The following is a 19,750-nucleotide window of genomic DNA, read 5'->3' as shown; positions in this document are numbered from 1 at the left end:
GCCACGCATTCTGCCGTGCGTCGCCGGTCAGTCGTCGAGCAGGGCCTTCAGGGCGGCGCGTTCCGCCTTGGGCACGTAGCCCGCGTAGTAGTCGTAGAGGCTGTGGAGCGAGGCCCGGCCCGCCTCGGGGCCGTCGCCGGCCCGGATGGCGGCAAGCACCTGCTCGTGGTGCCCCAGGGAGCGCTTCATCAGGGCCTGGGAGTTGCGGGCATGGGCGATCTTGTCGGAGATGAGCGAGAGCACGGTGTCCCGCACGACGCCGTTGCAGACCTGGATGAGGGTGTTGCCGCTGGCCCGGGCGATGGCCTCGTGGAAGGCGAAGTCGGCCTCGCTGAAGGAGGCGTAGCCACCTTCGACGGCCGCCCGCATCTGCTCGATGGCGGCGTCCATCTCGCCGAGCTGCTCCTCGGTGCGCAGCACGGCGGCGAGCCGGTTCGCCGTCGAGTCGAGCATCATCCGGGAGACGAGCAGCTGGGACAGGGCCAGGCCGTCGGCCCGGGCCAGGCGGCGCAGCTGCTTGGTCAGGCCACCGGTGGTGAAGGGCAGGATCTCCGGGCCGTTGGGGTCGCCGGGGCGCGAGCGCACGACGCCGTTGCTCTCCAGCACGCGCAGTGCCTCGCGGACCGTGGCCCGGCTGGTGCCGAACTGGACGACGAGGTCGCGCTCGCTCGGCAGCCGCTGGCCGGGGCGCAGCTCCCCGCTCGCGATCGCCTCCTCGACCTGCTCGACGATGCGCTCGTAGAGCCGGACCGGGCGCACGGGCTCGAAGCCACGGGCGGCGTCCTCAGGCATGGGCGCCACGCTCGTCGGCCGACACGGGCTCGGCCCGGCGCTCGGGCTCGGGGATGGGCCAGGATGGCACCGCCTCCGCCGGGCGGTGCTGCTCGTACCAGTCGACGGCGCGCAGCACGCCCACGTCGTCGAAGCGGCGGCCGGAGACCTGCAGCCCGATCGTCCGGCCGTCGGCGGTGAAGCCGCAGTTGACGGAGGCGGCCGGCTGGCCCGACATGTTGTAGGGCGCGGTGAAGCCGATGTGGGCCATGCCCGCGTCGTCCTCGCCCCACGGCATCGGCCACTCGGCGGGGAAGGCGGTCACCGGCGCGACCGGCGCCAGGACGAGGTCGAAGGGCTCGGTGGCCGCGACGGTGGCCTTCTGGAGCAGCATGATGCTCGCGTAGTCGCGCAGCGCCGTGGTGCCGTCGACGCCCCGAACGGCCAACACCCAGCGCTGGATGAAGGGGAGGACCCGCTCGCGTGCCGCTGGCGGCAACGCGTCGAAGTCGGCGAGTGAGCGCACCCGCCAGAACTCGTCGAGGTCGTGCAGCATCCGCGGCGTCATGAACGGGCCCAACGGCTCGACCTCCGCGCCTGCGTCGGCGAAGAGGGCAGCAGCCGCCTCGACGGCCCGGCGCACCTCCGGGTCCAGCGGGAGGCCGCAGCCGGCGTCGAGGTGCAGGCCGACGCGCAGCCCGCGGACCTCTCGCGGCTCGGGCGGAAGGACGGTGCCGAGGTCCTCGGGCGGCAGGCTCGTCCAGTCCCGGGGGTCGGGTCGGCTGATGACCGACAGGAGGAGGGCTGCGTCGCGGGCCGTGCGGGTCAGGGGGCCGGCCGCCCGGCCGAGGTAGGGGGCGTCCAGAGGAACGCGCCCCGCACTCGGCTTGAGCGTGGTCAGTCCCAGCCAGGTGCCGGGCAGCCGGATGGAGCCGCCGATGTCGGTGCCGACGTGCAGGGGCCCGTAGCCGGCCGCAGCAGCTGCCCCGGCGCCGGAGCTGGAGCCGCCCGTCGTCAGGGCGCTGTTCCACGGCGAGCGGGTGATCCCGTGCAGGCTCGAGACCCCCGAGCTGAGCATGCCCCAGTCGGGCATGACGGTGGAGCCGAGGATGACACCGCCGGACTCCTCGAGGCGCTCGACGACCGGGCTGCTGCGCACCGGGACGGCCGGCTCGACGCCCGCGCTGCCGGCGGGCATCGGCACGCCCTTCCGCGCCAGGTTCTCCTTGACGGTCACCGGGACGCCGTCGACGGGGCCGGCCGGCTGCCCTCTCTCCCAGCGCTGCTCGCTCGACCGGGCGGCCGCCCGGGCGCTCTCCAGGTCGAGGTGCCAGAACGCGTTGAGCGCCGGCTCGCGCTCCTCGATGACCGCGGCCACGTCCTGCAGGACGTCGACGGGGGAGAGGTCGCCGGCGGCATACGCGGCGACGAGCTCGGTGGCGGTGAGGCTGGCGGGTCGGCCAGTCGAGTGCGGCATGGGGGTCCTTCCGCGCGGGGACGGCGCGGCGGCCGCCTGACTCGCCGGACGAGGTCTTGACATCCGGCCTGATGAGAGAAACGGTACCTCTCACGGCGAAAAAGTCCACTGGTCAGACCAGTGAAATGAGCGTGGTCGATGACGACCTTCCTCGACAAGGAGAGCCATGACGGTGAGACTCGCAGCGATCCCCGGTGACGGTGTCGGTCCGGAGGTCGTCGCTGCCACCCTGCCGGTGCTCACAGCGGCACTCGACAGCCAGGGGGAGGCTCTCGAGGTCACCGAGCTCGACTGGGGCGCAGACCGGTTCGTGCGCGAGGGAGCCGCTATGCCGGCCGACGCCGCCGAGACCGTACGCCGTCACGACGCCGTCCTCTTCGGCGCGGTGGGGCGGCCCGACGTCCCCGACCACGAGCTGGTCTGGGGCCTGATCATCGGCCTGCGCCAACAGCTCGACCTCGCTGTCAACGTGCGCCCGGTGCGTGCCTTCGAGGGCGTGCCCAGCCGGGTCAGGGACGTCGAGGGCGTCGACCTGGTGATCGTGCGCGAGAACACCGAGGGGGAGTACGTCGGGGCGGGTGGACTGGCGCACGCCGGCACCGGCCACGACCTCGGCATCGAGGTCGCCGTGCACTCCCGGCGCGTCATCGAGCGCGCCGCCGAGCACGCGTTCACCCTCGCGGAGCAGCGGCGAGGCCGGCTCGCGCTCGTCACCAAGTCCAACGCGATGCGCCACGGCTACCCGCTCTGGGACGCCGTGGTCCGCGAGGTGGGGGAACGCCACCCCGACGTCGAGCTCGAGGTGGTCCTCGTCGACGCCATGGCGGCCCGGCTGGTCCAGAGCCCGCACTCGCTCGACGTGCTGCTGGCCGGCAACCTCTTCGGAGACATCCTCAGCGACCTGGCGGCCGTGCTGGCAGGGGGCATGGGGATGGCACCCAGTGCCAACGTGCTGCCCGGCGGGAGCGTCCCGGGCGTCTACGAGCCGGTCCACGGCTCGGCGCCGGACATCGCCGGGAAGGGCATCGCCAACCCCACCGCGTGCCTGCTCTCGGGTGCCATGCTGCTCGATGACCTCGGCCGCTCTGCGGCCGCAGAGTCCGTCCGCACGGCGCTGGCCGCCGTCCTTCGCCTCCCACACCACCACACCCCCGACCTCGGCGGCACCGCGAGCACCTCGCAGCTCGCCGCAGCGGTCCTGCACGAGATGGAGTCACGATGAAGCACACCCGCATCGGCACGGCCGCGTCGGCGACGCTGCTCCTGGCCCTCACCACGGCCTGCTCGGCGGGCTCGGGCACCTCGGGTGCCGCGGGCTCCGGCGGCAGCGGGGGAGCCGGTGGCGCAGGCGGTGACACGTCCCTGAGCGTCGGCCTCGTCGCCGAGCCGGCCAGCCTGGACTTCACGAAGCAGGACGGCGCGGCCATTCCCCAGGCCCTGCTCGACAACGTCTACGAGACCCTCGTGAAGGTCGACCAGCAGGGCGACCTCAAGCCCTCGCTCGCGAAGTCGTGGACCGTCTCGCCCGACCGCCGCACGTACACCTTCGACCTCGTCGACAACGCGAAGTTCACCGACGGGCAGCCTTTCACGGCCAAGGACGCCGTCTACTCGATCAACCAGGTCAAGAAGGCGTGGACGATCTCGCTCAAGGCGGCCATGGACGTCGTCCAGGAGGCGAAGGCGCTGAGCGACACCAAGCTCCAGGTCACGCTCAGCAAGCCGAGCAACGACTGGCTCTACCGCATGTCCACCCGCATCGGCGCGATGATGACGGAGAAGGAGACTGCCGACCTGGCGACCAAGCCCGTGGGCACCGGGCCCTACGTCTTCGACCAGTGGCGCCGCGGCGACTCGATCACCCTCAAGGCCAACCCGTCCTACTGGGGCAAGAAGCCGTACTTCCAGCAAGTGACGCTGAAGTACTTCAAGGACCCGACCGCCCTCAACAACGCCCTGCTGACGAAGACGATCAACGTCATCGGCACGGTGCAGGCGCCCGAGTCCCTCGCGCAGTTCCAGGGCAACGACGCCTACGAGATCGTCGAGGGCACGACCAACGGCGAGGTGCTCCTGTCGATGAACAACGGCAAGGCGCCGTTCAACAACCTCAAGGTGCGCCAGGCCGTCCGCTACGCCATCGACCACAAGGCGCTGCTCGACACCTGCTGGGCCGGGCACGGCACCCTCGTCGGCAGCTTCGTGCCGCCGACCGACCCGTGGTACGAGGACCTGACCGGCCTCTACCCGCACGACCTCGCCAAGGCGAAGGCCCTCGTCACGGAGACGAACGCCGGCGCCACGCCCGTGCGCCTGCGGATCCCGTCCCTGCCGTATGCCGTCTCGTGCGGCCAGGTGGTCAAGAGCCAGCTCGAGCAGGCCGGCTTCAAGGTGCAGCTCGACCAGCTCGAGTTCCCGGCCGTGTGGCTGCAGACGGTGTTCACCAACGCCGACTACGACATGTCGATCGTGGCCCACGTCGAGCCGCGCGACCTGCCGGCGGTGTTCGGCAACCCGAAGTACTACACCCGCTACGACAACAAGCAGCTGCAGGCCGACCTGGCGGCCGCCGACTCCGGCACGCCGGAGCAGCAGGTGACGCTGATGAAGAAGGCGGCCCGCGAGCTGTCGCAGGACGCCGCCGGGGACGTGCTGTTCGTCCTGCCCAACCTGATGGTGGCGGAGAAGGGCATCACCGGACTGCCCAAGAACGCCATCACGGAGTCCTTCGAGCTCGCCGACCTGGCGAGGTCGTGACGGTGGGGGACCGGCCGCCCACGCGCCGGCCGGTCCCTGACCGCCCCACGGCAGTCAGACCCCGCGGCCCTCGACCCTGACAGGACATCGATGCTGCTCCAGATCCTCCGACGCACGGCGACGCTCATCGTGAGTCTCGTCGTCAGCTCCGTGCTGGTCTTCGTCTTCATGGCGCTGCTGCCCGGTGACCCGGCACGAGTTGCCCTGGGCGTCAACGCATCCGAAGCGTCCGTTGCCCAGCTGCGGGAGCAGTTCGGGCTCGACCGCCCCCTGGTCGCGCAGTACCTCTCCTGGGTGGGCGGCTTCCTCCACTTCGACCTCGGCACGAGCTACGTCTCGCGGGTCGCCATCGCGCCTCAGATCGTCGACCGCCTCCAGGTGACGCTGTGGCTCGTCGTCTGCTCCATGGTGCTGGCCCTCGTCATCGCAGTCCCGTTCGGCACGCTGATGGCCCTGCGGCAACGCCGCCCGAGCGGCCTCGTGCTCTCCGCCCTGTCGCAGGTGGGCGTCGCCGTGCCCGCCTTCCTCGCCGGCATCCTGCTCGTCACCGTGTTCGCGGTGAAGCTGCAGTGGCTGCCCGCCAACGGCTGGACGCCGCCCAACGAGGACCCCGTCCAGTTCCTGCGCCAGCTCGTCCTCCCCGTGCTCGCGCTCGGCCTCGTCCAGGCAGCGGTCCTGACGCGCTACGTCCGCAGCGCGATCCTGGACGTGCAGCGCGAGGACTACATCCGCACGGCCCGGGCCAAGGGCCTCGGCCCCATGCAGGCCCTGCGCCGCCACGGGTTCCGCAACGCGGCGATCCCAGTCGTGACGGTCCTCGCCCTGCAGCTGGCGACCCTGCTCATCGGGGCCGTCGTCGTCGAGCGAGTCTTCGTCATCCCGGGACTCGGCAGCCTGCTGCTCGACCAGGTGGCGAACCGTGACCTCATCTTCGTCCAGGACATCGTGATGCTCCTCGTCCTGGCCGTGCTCCTCGTCAACTTCGTCGTCGACCTGCTCTACCTCGTCATCGACCCGAGACTGAAGGTGGCCACGCGATGAGCGCCGACCCCGCCCCCAGGCCCGTCGTCTCGCTGGACGGTCCCACGCTGCCGGACCTCGCGGTGGAGCCCGCGCCGGCGCCGACCAGTGCCCGTCGCCGGCCCGGTGCCAGCTTCTTCGTCGGCGCAGCCATCGTGTGCATCGTGGTGCTGATGGCGCTCGTCTCCTTCGTGTGGACGCCGCACGACCCGACGTTCGTCGACGCCTCGGCCCGGCTGCGCCCGATCGGCGACCCGGACTACCTCCTCGGCACGGACAAGCTCGGCCGGGACGTGCTGAGCCAGGTCCTCGTCGGCGCCCGCACCACGCTGTTCGTCGGGCTGGTCGCCGTAGGTCTCGCCGGACTGGTCGGCGTCCCGCTCGGCATCATCGCGGCCATGGCGCACCGCGGGGTGGGCGAGCCGCTGATGCGCGGCATGGACCTGCTCCTCGCCTTCCCCGCGTTGCTGCTCGCGATCATGTTCAGCGCCGTCTACGGCGGGAGCACCCTCGTGGCCATGGTCGCCATCGGCATCGCCTCCGTGCCGAGCTTCGTGCGGGTCGTCCGCAGCGGCGCGCTGCAGGTGCTGGGCACCGAGTACGTCATGGCGGCGCGGGCCGCGGGGCGCGGTCCGTGGGCCATCGGCCTGCGCCACGTGCTGCCGAACGTCAGCGGCCTCGTCATCGTGCAGGCCTCGGTCTCCTTCGCCATCGCGGTGCTGGCCGAGGCGGCGCTGTCGTTCCTCGGGTTCGGCACGCCCCCACCCACGCCGAGCTGGGGCCGGATGCTCCAGGAGAGCCAGGAGCTGCTCTTCTCGGCACCTCGGCTCGCCGTCGTGCCGGGCATCGCCATCGCCGTCGCCGTCCTGGGGTTCAACCTGCTCGGTGACGGGCTCCGTGACCACTACGACCCACGGCTGGAGGACCGACGATGAGCTCGGTTGCCACACAGGCGCGCCCGGCGGAGGCGCCGACCTCGCGGGTGCTCGACGTGCAGCACCTCGACGTGCGACTCGGTCGCTTCCACCTCCTGCACGACGTCTCGTTCAGCATCGACAAGGGTGAGCGCGTCGGCCTCATCGGGGAGTCCGGCTCCGGCAAGTCACTGACGAGCCTGGCCCTGCTCGGGCTGCTGCCCGACGACGCCCGGGTCAGTGGCTCCATCCGGCTCGCGGGGGTGGACGCCGACCTCGTCGGGGCGCGCGAGCGCGACCTGGCCGCCGTCCGGGGCCGTGACGTCGCGATGGTGTTCCAGGAGCCGATGACGGCCCTGAACCCCACGATGCGAGTCGGCGACCAGGTGGCGGAGGCGATCACCATGCACGCCCGCCGCGGTGGCCCCGACCGCCGCGCCGCTCGGGCTCGGGCGGTGGAGCTGCTCGACCAGGTGGGGCTGCCCGACCCGCGGGACGCCGCGAGGGCATACCCCCACCAGCTCTCCGGAGGCCAGCGCCAGCGCGTCGTCCTCGCGATCGCCCTGGCCAACGACCCGGCGCTGCTCGTCTGCGACGAGCCGACCACGGCGCTCGACGTGACGGTGCAGGCACGCGTGCTCGACCTCATCGTGCGCGGGGTGACTGCGCGCGACTCCGCGATGCTCTTCATCACCCACGACCTCTCCGTCGTCGCGACGGTGTGCGAGCGCGTCCTCGTGATGTACGGCGGTCGCGTCGTGGAGGCGGGTCCGGTCCACGAGGTCTTCCGGCGGCCACGCCACCGCTACACCCAGGGGCTGCTCGCCGCATCCGACCTCGACGTCGCCGTCCCGGGAGGAAGGCTGCCCACGATCCGGGGCACCGTGCCGCCCGCCGGCGAGTTCCCCGACGGGTGCGTCTTCCGGAGTCGCTGCGGCCACGCCACCGAGGTGTGCGCCTCCGACCCGGAGTGGACCGGCCCCCACCCCGGTGAGGGCTATGCCTGCCACCACCCCGCCGACGAGGAGCGTGTGCCGTGACGACGCCAGCCATCCACGTGCACGAGCTGAGACGCACCTACCAGCGGCCGCGCACCTCCCTGCGGCAGCCCGGGCCGGTCGTCGAGGCGCTCAAGGGCGTGTCGTTCGAGGTCGCCCGCGGCGAGCGGTTCGGCATCGTCGGCGAGTCCGGCTGTGGGAAGTCCACACTCATGCGCCTGCTCGCCGGCCTCGACCAGCCGACCAGCGGCGAGGTGCAGGTCGAGGGGCAGACGGTGTCCGGCGTGCCCGAGCGCCGGCTCGGGTTCCTGCGCTCGAGCCTGCAGCTGGTCTTCCAGGACCCGATGGGCTCGCTGGACCCGCGCATGCGGGTGCGCGACATCATCGCCGAGCCGCTCGTGGCCCAGGGCCTGCCCAACCGGCAGGCGCGGGTCACCGAGCTGCTCGAGGCCGTCGGGCTCAGCCCCGCGGCGGCGGACCGCTTTCCGCACCAGTTCTCGGGGGGCCAGCGCCAGCGCATCTCCATCGCCCGCGCGCTCGCACCGTCGCCCTCGATCCTGCTCGCCGACGAGCCGGTCAGCGCCCTCGACGTGTCGGTGCGCGCGCAGGTGCTCAACCTCATCACCGACCTCGTCGGCGAGCTCGGCCTCACCCTCGTCTTCGTCTCGCACGACCTGTCCGTGGTGCGGCACGTGTGCGACCGCGTGGCGGTCATGAGCGAGGGTGAGGTCGTCGAGACCGGCGCCACGCAGCAGATCTTCGACGACCCCCAGCACCCCTACACCCGGCGCCTCCTGCGCGCCGCGCCGAGCATGCGGCGCGCCCTCGCAGGGGCCGGCACCGCAGACCTCCTTGGAGACGCATCGTGACCACGAAGTACACCCCTGAACACCCCGCTGGGCTGCCGGTCGGCGACGGCTGGGTCGACGTCGACGAGACGGCGACCGTGAGCTTCCCCTACACGGGGGAGGTCGTCGCGTCGGCGCCCGTCGGGTCGAGCGCGATTGCCGCCCAAGCGCTTTCGTATGCTGCAGCCGTCCGTGAGCAGATGCGCTCGCTCCCGTCGCACGCGCGTCGGGCTGCCCTGGTGGAGACGCACCGGGTCTTCTCTGAGCGGCGCGCCGAGGTCGAGCAGCTGCTCGTCCTCGAGACCGGGAAGCCGCTCGTCGACTGCCGGGTCGAGGTCGACCGCACCCTGCTCACGCTCGTCACCGCGGCCGAGGAGGTGGCGCGGCTACACGGCGAGACCGTGCCGCTGGACCTGCTGCCGAGCGGCGAGGGGCTCCTCGGCTTCTGGGTGCGCAAACCGGTCGGCGTGGTCGTCGGGATCGCGGGGTTCAACTACCCGCTGCTGCTCGCCGTGCACAAGCTGGCACCGGCCCTGGCCGCGGGGTGCCCGGTCGTGGTGAAGCCGGCCCCACAGACGCCGCTCGCCACCCTGTGGCTCGTGCACGTGCTCCGCGAGGCGCTGGCGGCGGCCGGTGGCCCACGCGCCGGCATCCAGCTCGTCACCGGCGGGGTGGAGGTCGGGGTGACCCTCACCACCGACCCGCGGGTGGCGGCCGTGTCGTTCACCGGCTCGGCTGCCGTCGGCCACCGCATCGCCAAGGACGCGGCCCCGACCAAGGTGCTGCTCGAGCTCGGGTCCAACGCCGCGCTCGTCGTGGCCGCGGACGCCGACGTCGACGCGGCAGCCGACGCGGTGGTGCGGGGTGGCTACTACGCGTCCGGTCAGGCCTGCATCAGCGTGCAGCGCGTGGTGGTCGTGGAGCCGGCCCGCGCGCCCTTCCTCGCGGCGCTGGAGGCGCGGATGGACCAGGTCGTCGTCGGCGACCCCCGGGACGAGGCGACCCGCGTCTCGGCGCTCATCGACGAGCGGTCCACGGAGCGGGTGGTCGACTGGGTCCGAGCTGCGTGCGAGGCCGGCGGCACCCTCGTGCACGGAGGCGGCATACGCGACGGCGTGATCGAGCCGACGGTGCTGCTCGACGTTCCCGACGGCCAGCTCGCGTGGGACGAGGAGGTCTTCGGACCCGTCGTCGTGGTGCGATCCGTGCCCGACCTCGACGCCGCCATCGACGTCGTGAACCGGTCAAGGTACGGCCTGCACGCGAGCGTCTTCACCGAGGGGCTCGGCTCGGCCTTCGCCGCGATCGACCGGATCGAGGCCGGAGGCGTGGTCGTCAACGAGGTGCCCGGCTTCCGGTCCGACGTCATGCCCTACGGCGGCGTCAAGGACAGCGGAGTCGGGCGAGAGGGCCCGCGCTTCGCCATCGAGGAGCTGACCGTGACGCGGATGGCGATCATCCGTCCGTCGGCCGTCAAGGCAACGGTGCCCGCGGCCACCGAGCCGGCAGTGGTGCCGGAGGAGCAGGGGAGTGCCCATGAATGAGGCGACCGAGACGACCGTGTCGGCCGACGTGACGGCAGTGGCCGGGACGACCGGGGAGTCGGACGGACGCGACCAGGCGGCTGCGGCCCGGCCCGACTATGCGCGGCTGTTCCGCCTGGACGGCCGGCGGGCGGTGGTCATCGGTGCGGGCAGCGGCATCGGCAGGGAGAGCGCGCTGGCGCTCGCCGCGCACGGGGCGGACGTCGTGTGCGCCGACCGCAACCTCGAGGCCGCGAAGGAGACGGCGGCCCTGGGGGCGGGCACGGAGGCGTACGAGCTCGACGTCACCGACGCCGACGCCGTGGCCCGTGCGGCGGACGATCTGGGCGACGTGGACGTGCTCGTCTTCACGGCGGCCACGAACGTGCGCAAGCGCGTGCTGGACTACACGGCGGAGGAGTTCGACCGGGTGGTGGGGCTGAACCTGCGCTCGTCCTTCGAGCTGGTGCGGGCGTTCGGGGCCGGCATGGCCGAGCGTGGTCGCGGCAGCATCGTGGGGTTCAGCTCCATCCGGGCGGTCACGGTCGAGCCGGGACAGGGCGTCTACGCCGCCACGAAGGCCGGGCTCGTCCAGCTGTTGCGAGCAGCGGCGGTGGAGCTGGGGCAGCAGGGCGTGCGGGTCAACGCCATCGCTCCCGGCATCGTGGACACGCCGCTCACGGCGCAGATCCGTGCGGTCCCGGAGTGGTCGCAGGCGTACGCGAGCAAGAGCGCGCTGGGCAGGTGGTCACGGCCCGACGAGCTGGTCGGCGCGGTCGTCTACCTGGCGTCGGACGCGTCATCGTTCGTCACCGGGAGCCAGCTCTTCGTCGACGGCGGGTGGACCGTGATCGACGGGCGTTACACGCCGCCGATGTGAACGCGTCATCGAGCAGCCGCCGGTGGAGGGTGCCGTCGCCTCGGGTGCCGACCCAGCGCTGTGACCTGTGGACGACGGCCGTCGACTGTCACCGGTGGCAGCCATGCTCGACCCATGCGCTTCGACGAGCTGCCCAGGGACTGGGCCCAACGCCCGATCACCGACCCCGAGGTCTTCGAGGGAGTCGTCGACCTCATCGCCACCGAGCAGTCGAGGTCTGACGGGGCCACCTACCTGCTGTTGTGCCACCCCAACCGGCGGCTGCTGCAGCCGATCTGTCTGCCCGACGAGCCGCGGCGAGTTGACGTCGGCGAGGTTCTCGACGGCGTGCGCCTGCTGCTCACCGAACTGTCGCGCCACGACGTGCACGACGTCGTGATGGTGATCGCCAGACCCGGCTCGGTCTCGGCGACACCGCGTGACCGGGACCTCCGCGCGGCGTTCGAGGGCGCCTGCCGCGCCGCTGGGTTCACCTTGCACGCGGTCGCAGTCGCAGCGCCGACGGGCGTGGCGGTCCTGTCGCCGGAAGGAGACTCCGCCGCTGCCTGACGTCGGCGAAGGCCGCCGCTGGCTGATGTCGGCGGAGGTCGGCGGTCGTTTTCGTTGCTGAGGGTGGTGGGCGGATTGGGGCGGCTGTGGTGTCGGTGAAGCACCCCTGCCGTCTCTCCGCACTGCAGCTTCGGCGGCTGCTCGGAGGGAGTCGGGGTAGCGTCGAGGTGGCGGTCGTATCGGCGACACGCTGTCCCGACGCAGGAGGAGTGATGGCTCAGCCAGTTGCTCCGCACGGCGACGGCGAGACCCAGGTCACGACCGTGACGCGCACCTGCCGTCGCGACCTCGGCGCCGGCTGGTGGGCCGCGATGGTCGTCGTCACAGTGGCGCTGGGAGTCGTCGGGCGCGGCTCCAGTGGCTTCTGGAGCGTCTTCCTCTGGAGCATCGTCGGCTTCGTCCTTGGCTCGCTCGTCGCGCTCTTCGTCGCCGGGCGTCTGGTGCCGGCTCGCTCCGACGATGAGGGCCTGGACCTGCTCGGGGGCGGGGACAGGGCGGCGCACGGCAGCGGGACGGCCGGCAAGTGATGAAGTGGCTTCTGGTGGCGGTGGCGTTCGTCCTCGGTGCGGCCATCACGTGGCTGCTGACCGTCAGACGGGTAAGCGTGACGGTGCCGGCCGGCCCCGACGCCACCGGCGACCCGAACGATGGAGGTAGCGGCGTGGGCAGCGACGCGGAGCACGTCGAGGGCGTGGCCGGCGACCGAATCGGCGAGTCAGAGCCTGTCGAGGACGACCTGGAGGACGCGAGCCGCTTCGGCGGGGAGCGCACCAGATCCACCGTCAGCCCGCGAGTGGGCTGGGACGACGACGCCGAGGACATCGATGCCCTGCTGTCGGAAGAGGAGAAGTCCGAGGAGCTGGAGTCGGACGAGCAGAAGCCGGACGGCGTCTGACACGGCTGACGCGCGGGTCTTCCACGACCACCTGTGCGTTGGGTCATCCAGTGACCCCGCGGTCAGCCGACGCCCGGGCGCGTTTCGCAGGGGCCCGTCCGGGTGTTCCGCGGCCCCTCTGCGTTGGGTCAACCAGTGACCCAGCGGGCAGCCGACGCTCGGGCGCGTTTCGCAGGGGCCCGTCCGGGTGTTCCGCGGCCCCTGTGCGTTCGGTCATCCAGTGACCCAGCGGTCAACCGACGCCCGCGCACGTTCACGCTGCGCCGTCCTGGGTCATCCCACGACCCAACGCACAGGGAGTGAGGTCACCCACCAGCGGCTCCACGGTTCCCGGACTCGCGGGTCGAGGTGTCAGCGGTTGACCAGAACGCCTTTGGCCTCGCGAACCGTGACGGTCGTGGAAGGACCCGGCACGGTCACCGTCGAGGGAATCTCCTCCCAGGTCGACCCGTCGAGGCTGAAGTCGGCCCCGAAGGTGGTGTCGACGCGGACGGGGTACTTTCCCTTGCCCCGGTAGATGTGGGTGACGTCGCCGTCCGGATACACACCGCCGGTGGAGGTCGTCGGGCCGATCTTCGAGCCGTCACCGAAGAAGTAGGTGAAGCCGACCAGCTTCGGCCTGATCTGCACCGGGATGCCCCGCAGCACCGAGCGGTCGACCTCACCTGGCTGGAAGCCGGTGGTGGTCCAGTTCACCTGGTAGAACGTCAGCAGGTTGACCAGCGTGGTGTCCCCGGCGGGCTGGCTCGAGATCTGCGGCTTCGACCACGGCGTGCGCATGAAGGCCGCCTTCAAATCAGCCATCGTCAACGTCGGCCGCGCCCCAGGTGCCACATCGGCTGCACATGTAAGGCCGATGAGGGACCAAGGCTCTACGACCTTGCCATCCAGGACGGTGCGGCGCCAGACGCGCAGTCTGGGACCGACTTCATCGGGTGGGCATGATCGGAGTGCTCCGGCGCACGTGACAGTCTCCGTGACACTTTCAGGAGCGGCGTTGTAGCAGTCTGCAAGTGATCGGTACTCGTACCTTGGGAGACCTTGGTCTCGATCTCCCACCACGGTACCGCCCGAATCCCCCGGATACTTGGGCAAGTTGCGAACTTTTTCCCGCGACAGCAGTCCAGCGAAAGCACCGTCTTGAGTGGTGCCGCAGTCAACCCAAGCGTCGCCACATGGATCTTCCGTGGTTGCATGAGCTGGCGAGACCAGCGTCATAGCCAAAAATAAGGCCCACGCCGTAACGTTCACGCCCCTTCTCATGATGCAGTCTGCAGTTTACTCGCCACCCAATGGCCGCCGTTTTGGTTGAGGGTCATCACAAACGTTCCTGGCCCCGAGGCTGTTTCCCGGAGAGTCGAGCCTCTAGAGTTGAGCACCTTGACGCGTTTCTGCTGAACGTCAATCAACACTTGGGCGGCAGAAGTCGAGAAGGTTAGAGAGCTTGTGCGTGACACAACGATGGAACTCCCTGCGTGGCGCTCGCCTTGAGCCTTCAACTCCTGTAGGGACTTTTCCATTGCGACACAGGTCTTACATCCAGGAGCAAAAAGGCCCGCCAGTGCGGTGGCATCAGGTTTGGTGGCACCTTCGTTGAGTGACTCGATGAAGAAGCGGGCGAAGGCCTCCGCGCCCTCCTGCGTGTGAGGGCGTGCGGCGGCGGGGATCTTGGCGATCACCGGGTCCACAGACGTCGTGGGACTCGGGGCAGCCGACGTCAGCGTGGTGCTCGACGGAGCCGAGGTCGTCGTGGTGGGCGCCGGAGCAACCGAGGTGGACGACGCCGCGGGCTCGCCTGCCGCCCCACTGCTCGTGCACGCGCCCAGCGCGCACAACGCCACGAGCGTGGCGGCATACGGAAGGCGGGTCCGGCCTCGGAAGAAGCAGCTCTCGCGTGCGGTCATCGGCGTCCCCTGTCGATCGTCGATCATCGTGCGGTCGGGCCACGAGAGGGTGCCGCCCCTGGGCCCTGACCCGCCAACCTACGACGATCCTCACCCACCCGCATCCCCAGCCGCTCGCGCCGTCCACAGGCCCCACTCAGACACGCGCGGGAACACACCCACGAGTTCGGGGCAGTCGCGGCCTGCAGGTAGCCTTTCGCCGGTCCTGCGCGCACCTCCACGTGCGCAGTCGTCTTGCGCCCGGCCACGGGCGTGCAAGGGAGTTCCATGTCTCGCACCGACACCGTTGACGTCACGCGTTGGCGTGCCAAGTACGCCCTCATCGAGCGTGCCGCCGAGGCCGACAAGGACGCCCAGGCCCTCTTCGCCGAGCTCGACTCCGACCGCGGCGCCCGCAACGGCGAGCTGCGCGAGATCCTCGCCGACCTCGTCGCCTCCAGTGACCTCGTCGCCTTCAAGGAGGCGATGAACCAGTGGACCCGCAAGGACGGGCCCTACGTCGGCTTCGGCCCCATCGGCGGCCCGTGGCTGGCCGCTCTGGTCCGCCGCGCCGAGGATGACTACGCCGAGGTCGTCGGTCTGCTCAAGCTCACCCTGCAGACGCCGGCCTCCCCGCAGGACGCCGCGGACAAGCTCCAGTCGATGGAGGCCTTCCTCGCGCGCGGCGGCTCACGAGGACACCGGGCTCCGGGGCCGGGCCACACGGCATACGTCCTCTCGCTCTTCTGGTCGACCGACGACGGTGGCGACTGGCCGCACATGTGGGAGAACGCCCCGCACATGCTGCAGCGGCTCGGCTGGCTCGAGCGCGGCCTGAGCCACGCGGAGCGCTACGTCGCCTTCGCCGACCTGTGCGCGGCGCTGCGGCCGGACGACCCGAAGTACGCCGCCCGCATCCTCTGGTACCTCAAGGAGACGAACCCGTTCGTCGGCATCGCCCCCAAGGCGCTCGACGTGTGCGTCGAGGCCGCCGAGATCGCCGCTGACTTCCGCCCCTCGTCCGGCTACGGCGAGGCCCGGCGCGAGGAGCGCGCGGCCGACCTCGCCCGCCAGCTGCGCGGCGAGGCCGACCACCTCTCCGACAGCCTCATCGAGCGCCTCTCCACCGAGACGGGCCTCTACCTCGAGGCGCCCACCCTCGCGCTCCAGCAGCACGCGGGGGAGGACGTCGCGTACCGCTCCGACCTGTATGCCGCGTGGATCCTCGTCGGCGGCGCCGGCGCCCCCGGGTTCCGGCTCTGGGTCACCCAGTCCGGTGTCGCGTTCGGCCTGCACGGCGGCTGGGAGGGCGAGAGCGACCAGCAGCACCGCGAGGTCGGCACCATCGTCCAGGAGCACCTGCCGCGCGGGCTCAGCTTCTTCCACGTCCACGAGGACGGCCGCACCGACCGTCTCGAGCCGGTCGGACGCGAGTACCCCGGCGGCGAGACCCTCGTCGGGCGCTGGTGGAGGGGCGAGGAAGCCGTGGGCCGGGCGGACTTCGCCGACGACATCGTCGCGACCGCCCGAACCCTGACGCCGCTGCTGCGCTTCATGACCTCGAGCCAGCGCGGACCCCTCGACGACCCGAGCCTCGAGCTCGCCGCCATGGTCGACCTCGAGGGGGAGGTCGAGATCTTCCGGCGCGAGCGGCCCTACGCGACCGAGCGCGACGCCTGGCACCAGGAGCAGCGCCGCGTGTTCGCCGCCTGCCTGTCGCGCGAGGGCCTCGAGGACTTCGACCTGCCGACCTTCAAGCGCATCGTCTCGACGCGCGGCTACGGCGACATCGGCGCCCAGTCCGTGCTCATCAGCAGCATCAACGCGCTGGACGCCGCGGGCATCGACGAGCTGCGCGTCATGGTGCGCGACCTGCTCTGGGGTGAGGGGCGCGACGAGGAGCGGATCAACCGCGTCCTCGGCTCCGACGACGTGCCGGTGCAGGGCTTCGGCGAGAGCGTCGTGCTCAAGCTCTTCGCGATCGCCCACCCCGAGCACTGGCTGCCGCTCTTCACCCTCGGCGGTGACTCCGGCAAGATCGCCATGCTCACCCGGCTCGGCGGCCCGGCCCGCTGGACCGACGGCAAGTCCCGCGGCCGCACGCACGTCGAGACCAACGCCCTGCTCAAGCAGACGCTCGACCCGCTGCTGCCCGGCGACCCGTGGGGGCAGGCGCAGCTCGCGTACTGGCTCATGCGCCGCTCGGACAAGGCGCTCATGCCCGACCACGACGCGCTCGGCGAGGCCGCCGAGGAGCTGCTCATCGAGGAGGACTTCCTCCGCGAGATCCGCAGCCTGCTCGAGGAGAAGAAGCAGGTCATCTTCTACGGGCCGCCCGGCACCGGCAAGACCTACCTCGCCCAGCGGTTCGCCCAGGCGCTGCAGCCCGACCCGGCCAAGCGCGACATCGTGCAGTTCCACCCGAGCAGCAGCTACGAGGACTTCTTCGAGGGCTTCCGCCCGCAGATCGACCACCAGGGCCAGATGGTCTACGAGCTGCGCAAGGGCCCGCTGGCCCTGCTCGCCGAGGCAGCCGAGGCCGACCCGCTGACGCCGCACATCATGATCATCGACGAGATCAACCGCGCGAACCTCCCGCGGGTCTTCGGCGAGCTGCTCTTCCTCCTCGAGTACCGCTCGCACTCGGTCAAGACGAGCTACCGCCCCGACGAGGGGTTCGAGCTGCCGCCGAACCTCTACTTCATCGGCACGATGAACACCGCCGACCGCTCGATCGCGCTCGTCGACGCCGCGCTGCGCCGCCGCTTCGACTTCGTGCCGTTCATGCCGCACGACGGGCCCATGCAGGGGCTGCTGCGCCGCTGGCTCGAGGCGCATGACGGCCCCGTCTGGGTCGCCGACCTCGTCGACCGCGTCAACGAGGACCTGCGCCGGGCGCTGCGGGGGCCGCACCTGCAGATCGGCCACAGCTACTTCATGCGCCCCGGCCTGGCCGACGACGAGGCCACCCTGCGCCGCATCTGGGACTACAACGTCTACCCCTTCATCGAGGACCAGCTCTACGGCCGCGAGCACGAGCTGGCCCAGTTCCGCTGGGACAACGTCGTCGCCCGATACGGCCGCCTCGACCAGCTCGACCTGACCCGGTCGTGACCGCCGACGCCCCCTCCAGGCGCCGATGACCATCGAGCTGGCGCCGATCCCCGAGCACGGCCGCTCGGGGCCGGTGCGCCTGTCCCGCGAGACACGCGCCGCCCTCGTCACCGCCGCGGGGGAGCGCCTCGTCATCCACGCGACGGCCGACCCGGACGTCGTGACCATCGGCGCGACGAGCTGGGTCGGTGCCCTCGCCGTCCCCGGCCTCGTCGTCCGCGTGACGCCGCGGGTCTCGGTCACCAACTTCTTCGCGATGCTGGGTGCAGGCGTGGCCCCCGACGCGTTCGACCACGAGCACGTCACGTGGAGCGACACCGATGAGCTCATCGACGGCGTCGCCTACTTCGCGATCCGCCTCATCGACTCGGCCACCATGCGTGGGCTCGTCCACGGGTACGTCGCGCGCGAGGAGCGGATGCGGATGATCCGCGGGCGCCTGCTCGTCGAGGAGTTCGCCCGCCGGCCGTGGAGCGCCGCCGAGCCGCAGTGCCGCTTCGACGACTTCACCGCCGACATCGCCGAGAACCAGCTGTTGCGCTGCACCCTCCAGGCGATCCTCTCGTGGCCCCAGCTGGCCCCACACGTGCGCCGGGAGGCTCTGCGGGTGCTCGGACGCTTCGAGGGCGTCGCCGACACGCCGGCGACGCGGCATACGACACCCCTGCCGATCACACGGCTCAACGAGCACTACGAGGACGCCATGCGGCTCAGCCGCCTTGTCCTGCAGGCGATGTCGCTCAGCCACGAGGCCGGCGACCAGCAGGCCAACAGCCTCATGGTCGACATGGACGACCTCTTCCGCCGCTGGATCGGCCAGGAGCTCGACGTGCGCCTCGCCCCCGAGCTGCGCATCCAGCGCGACCAGGACGTCTGGCTCGACGAGGGCCGCGCCGTCACCATGGCGCCCGACCTCGTGGTGCGGCGGGGGAGCGAGGTCGTGCTCGTCGGCGACGCGAGGTACTCGATGGGGGCCGACGGCTATCTCGCCTCGCGCGACTACCTCGAGCTCGTCGCGTACACGACGGCCATGGCGTTGCCGACGGGTCTGCTGGTGCACTGCAACAGCCAGCGTGCGCCCGAGTCGGAGATCGTCATCCGCAACGCGGGCACCCGGATCCTGTGCCGGCCCATCCGCCTCGACGGTTCGTATGCCGGAGTGTGCCGTTCGCTGGACGCGCTCGCCGGACTGGTCCGCGAGCTCGCCGACGGGCGGGGCGGGCTCGAGGTGCCGGAGGTCGTCAGGACCGGCGCCTGACCGGTCGGCCACGTGTCTGCGAGATCACATCGGCACCGCAACGGTTCTCTGGCGGTCCCTTCCGCTGACTACTACGCTTTGTAGTACCGACAGAGTAGCTGCCGGAACGCACACCGAGTTCTGGAGTTGAGTTCCATGGGCACCATCCCTCGTGACACCAACACGCAAGGCACCGCGACGGGCAGCCGTCACGATCCCACCAAGGGCGTCGTCACCTTCCAGGAGGAGGTGGTCCGTTCGGCCGCTGCTCGTAGGTTCCTCGCGGGGCTGCGCATCGTCCTCGGCTTCACCTTCCTGTGGCCCTTCATCGACAAGCTCTTCGGCCTCGGTTACATGACGCCGGCGGCGAAGGCCTGGATCCACGGCGGCGCGCCCGCACAGGGCTTCATGAAGGGCGCGGAAGGTCCCTTCGCCAGCATGTTCAAGAACATGGCCGGCCCGTGGGCCGACTGGCTCTTCATGGCAGCACTCCTCGGCATCGGCGTCGCACTCCTCGCCGGCGCCGGCCTCAAGATCGCGGCGTGGAGCGCTGCGGTCCTCCTCGCGCTGATGTACCTGGCCGAGTTCCCCCTCGGCACCACCGGCGTCTACACGAACCCACTCATCGACAGCCACTGGATCGAGGCGCTCGGCGTCGCGGTGATCGCCACGACGCTGGCCGGGGACACCTGGGGCCTCGGCAAGTGGTGGGGCCGCCATGTCGGTAACGGCTTCCTGAGGTGAGCGGGTCGGTGACCGTGCTCCCTGACACGGTCACCAGCGAGGGCCCCGGGGCCCGAGCAGCGAGGCGGTCCTCCTCGGAGGACCGCCTTCCTGCTGCGTCCGCTTCGCCCTGAATCGCCGGGCCGCACCCGAACGGAGGC

The 19,750-nt window shown here is 71.2% G+C and carries 18 protein-coding genes; 14 read left to right on the top strand and 4 right to left on the bottom strand.

The features are described from left to right. Positions 1–27: 27 nt before the first annotated feature. Positions 28–792, bottom strand: coding sequence for a FadR/GntR family transcriptional regulator (locus tag ABD194_RS05890; protein ID WP_343989001.1), 765 nt, complete (start codon positions 790–792; stop codon positions 28–30). Beyond that, positions 785–2,248, bottom strand: a complete 1,464-nt coding sequence (locus ABD194_RS05885; RefSeq protein ID WP_343988999.1) for an amidase — start codon at positions 2,246–2,248, stop codon at positions 785–787. The genes ABD194_RS05890 and ABD194_RS05885 overlap by 8 nt, the downstream gene beginning before the upstream one ends. A 166-nt stretch (positions 2,249–2,414) precedes the next feature. Here ABD194_RS05885 and ABD194_RS05880 point away from each other — a divergent pair, with 166 nt between their 5' ends. The 11 genes from ABD194_RS05880 (at position 2,415) to arfC (ending at position 12,632) form a co-directional block, all read left to right on the top strand. After that, complete coding sequence (locus ABD194_RS05880; RefSeq protein WP_343988997.1) at positions 2,415–3,470, top strand: isocitrate/isopropylmalate dehydrogenase family protein; 1,056 nt, start codon at positions 2,415–2,417, stop codon at positions 3,468–3,470. Then, a complete protein-coding gene (locus ABD194_RS05875) occupies positions 3,467–5,005 on the top strand; it encodes an ABC transporter substrate-binding protein (RefSeq protein WP_343988995.1) in 1,539 nt (512 codons plus the stop codon). Before ABD194_RS05880 ends, ABD194_RS05875 begins: the two co-directional genes overlap by 4 nt. A 90-nt stretch (positions 5,006–5,095) precedes the next feature. After that, positions 5,096–6,046: an ABC transporter permease gene (locus tag ABD194_RS05870; RefSeq protein WP_343988993.1), complete on the top strand. Its 951-nt coding sequence runs from the start codon at positions 5,096–5,098 to the stop codon at positions 6,044–6,046. Then, positions 6,043–6,960: an ABC transporter permease gene (locus ABD194_RS05865; protein ID WP_425579955.1), complete on the top strand. Its 918-nt coding sequence runs from the start codon at positions 6,043–6,045 to the stop codon at positions 6,958–6,960. The genes ABD194_RS05870 and ABD194_RS05865 overlap by 4 nt, the downstream gene beginning before the upstream one ends. Next, positions 6,957–7,979, top strand: a complete 1,023-nt coding sequence (locus tag ABD194_RS05860; RefSeq protein WP_343988991.1) for an ABC transporter ATP-binding protein — start codon at positions 6,957–6,959, stop codon at positions 7,977–7,979. The genes ABD194_RS05865 and ABD194_RS05860 overlap by 4 nt, the downstream gene beginning before the upstream one ends. Beyond that, positions 7,976–8,806 carry an ATP-binding cassette domain-containing protein gene (locus tag ABD194_RS05855; RefSeq protein WP_343988989.1) on the top strand — a complete coding sequence of 277 codons (831 nt, stop codon included), beginning with the start codon at positions 7,976–7,978 and terminating at the stop codon, positions 8,804–8,806. The genes ABD194_RS05860 and ABD194_RS05855 overlap by 4 nt, the downstream gene beginning before the upstream one ends. Then, positions 8,803–10,329: an aldehyde dehydrogenase family protein gene (locus ABD194_RS05850; protein WP_343988987.1), complete on the top strand. Its 1,527-nt coding sequence runs from the start codon at positions 8,803–8,805 to the stop codon at positions 10,327–10,329. Before ABD194_RS05855 ends, ABD194_RS05850 begins: the two co-directional genes overlap by 4 nt. After that, the gene (locus tag ABD194_RS05845; protein ID WP_343988985.1) at positions 10,322–11,188 is read left to right on the top strand and encodes an SDR family NAD(P)-dependent oxidoreductase; all 867 of its coding nucleotides are present in this window, start codon (positions 10,322–10,324) and stop codon (positions 11,186–11,188) included. Before ABD194_RS05850 ends, ABD194_RS05845 begins: the two co-directional genes overlap by 8 nt. A 114-nt stretch (positions 11,189–11,302) precedes the next feature. Next, positions 11,303–11,737 (top strand): hypothetical protein, encoded by a 435-nt coding sequence (locus ABD194_RS05840; RefSeq protein ID WP_343988983.1) that lies wholly within the window; start codon positions 11,303–11,305, stop codon positions 11,735–11,737. Positions 11,738–11,949: 212 nt separating this feature from the next. Continuing rightward, positions 11,950–12,264, top strand: coding sequence for a hypothetical protein (locus ABD194_RS05835; protein WP_343988981.1), 315 nt, complete (start codon positions 11,950–11,952; stop codon positions 12,262–12,264). Further along, positions 12,264–12,632, top strand: coding sequence for a channel accessory protein ArfC (gene arfC / locus ABD194_RS05830; RefSeq protein ID WP_486388606.1), 369 nt, complete (start codon positions 12,264–12,266; stop codon positions 12,630–12,632). The genes ABD194_RS05835 and arfC overlap by 1 nt, the downstream gene beginning before the upstream one ends. A 351-nt stretch (positions 12,633–12,983) precedes the next feature. Here the strand turns inward: arfC and ABD194_RS05825 are convergent, their stop codons facing one another. Next, the gene (locus ABD194_RS05825) at positions 12,984–13,436 is read right to left on the bottom strand and encodes a hypothetical protein (RefSeq protein WP_343988977.1); all 453 of its coding nucleotides are present in this window, start codon (positions 13,434–13,436) and stop codon (positions 12,984–12,986) included. Between the two features lie 455 nt (positions 13,437–13,891). Beyond that, positions 13,892–14,311: a DUF6318 family protein gene (locus ABD194_RS05820; protein WP_343988975.1), complete on the bottom strand. Its 420-nt coding sequence runs from the start codon at positions 14,309–14,311 to the stop codon at positions 13,892–13,894. 492 nt (positions 14,312–14,803) lie between these two features. On the opposite strand from ABD194_RS05820, the gene ABD194_RS05815 reads away from it, so the two are divergent. The 3 genes from ABD194_RS05815 (at position 14,804) to ABD194_RS05805 (ending at position 19,610) form a co-directional block, all read left to right on the top strand. After that, on the top strand, positions 14,804–17,629 hold the full coding sequence (locus ABD194_RS05815; protein ID WP_343988973.1) for an McrB family protein: 2,826 nt from the start codon (positions 14,804–14,806) through the stop codon (positions 17,627–17,629). Positions 17,630–17,654: 25 nt separating this feature from the next. Further along, entirely contained in the window at positions 17,655–18,887 is a 1,233-nt protein-coding gene (locus ABD194_RS05810) for an McrC family protein (RefSeq protein ID WP_343988971.1), read from the top strand. A gap of 135 nt (positions 18,888–19,022) precedes the next feature. Next, on the top strand, positions 19,023–19,610 hold the full coding sequence (locus ABD194_RS05805; RefSeq protein WP_343988969.1) for a DoxX family protein: 588 nt from the start codon (positions 19,023–19,025) through the stop codon (positions 19,608–19,610). Positions 19,611–19,750: the final 140 nt, after the last annotated feature.

This window comes from Terrabacter terrae (assembly GCF_039529575.1).
Taxonomy (GTDB): Bacteria; Actinomycetota; Actinomycetes; order Actinomycetales; family Dermatophilaceae; genus Terrabacter; species Terrabacter terrae.
This window is presented reverse-complemented; position numbering and strand designations above follow the sequence as displayed.

Coding starts and splice junctions, on each gene's coding strand:
- ABD194_RS05890 (WP_343989001.1), bottom strand. CDS start 792: ATGCCTGAGGACGCCGCCCGTGGCTTCGAGCCCGTGCGCCCGGTCCGG.
- ABD194_RS05885 (WP_343988999.1), bottom strand. CDS start 2,248: ATGCCGCACTCGACTGGCCGACCCGCCAGCCTCACCGCCACCGAGCTC.
- ABD194_RS05880 (WP_343988997.1), top strand. CDS start 2,415: ATGACGGTGAGACTCGCAGCGATCCCCGGTGACGGTGTCGGTCCGGAG.
- ABD194_RS05875 (WP_343988995.1), top strand. CDS start 3,467: ATGAAGCACACCCGCATCGGCACGGCCGCGTCGGCGACGCTGCTCCTG.
- ABD194_RS05870 (WP_343988993.1), top strand. CDS start 5,096: ATGCTGCTCCAGATCCTCCGACGCACGGCGACGCTCATCGTGAGTCTC.
- ABD194_RS05865 (WP_425579955.1), top strand. CDS start 6,043: ATGAGCGCCGACCCCGCCCCCAGGCCCGTCGTCTCGCTGGACGGTCCC.
- ABD194_RS05860 (WP_343988991.1), top strand. CDS start 6,957: ATGAGCTCGGTTGCCACACAGGCGCGCCCGGCGGAGGCGCCGACCTCG.
- ABD194_RS05845 (WP_343988985.1), top strand. CDS start 10,322: ATGAATGAGGCGACCGAGACGACCGTGTCGGCCGACGTGACGGCAGTG.
- ABD194_RS05840 (WP_343988983.1), top strand. CDS start 11,303: ATGCGCTTCGACGAGCTGCCCAGGGACTGGGCCCAACGCCCGATCACC.
- ABD194_RS05835 (WP_343988981.1), top strand. CDS start 11,950: ATGGCTCAGCCAGTTGCTCCGCACGGCGACGGCGAGACCCAGGTCACG.
- arfC (WP_486388606.1), top strand. CDS start 12,264: ATGAAGTGGCTTCTGGTGGCGGTGGCGTTCGTCCTCGGTGCGGCCATC.
- ABD194_RS05825 (WP_343988977.1), bottom strand. CDS start 13,436: ATGGCTGATTTGAAGGCGGCCTTCATGCGCACGCCGTGGTCGAAGCCG.
- ABD194_RS05815 (WP_343988973.1), top strand. CDS start 14,804: ATGTCTCGCACCGACACCGTTGACGTCACGCGTTGGCGTGCCAAGTAC.
- ABD194_RS05810 (WP_343988971.1), top strand. CDS start 17,655: ATGACCATCGAGCTGGCGCCGATCCCCGAGCACGGCCGCTCGGGGCCG.
- ABD194_RS05805 (WP_343988969.1), top strand. CDS start 19,023: ATGGGCACCATCCCTCGTGACACCAACACGCAAGGCACCGCGACGGGC.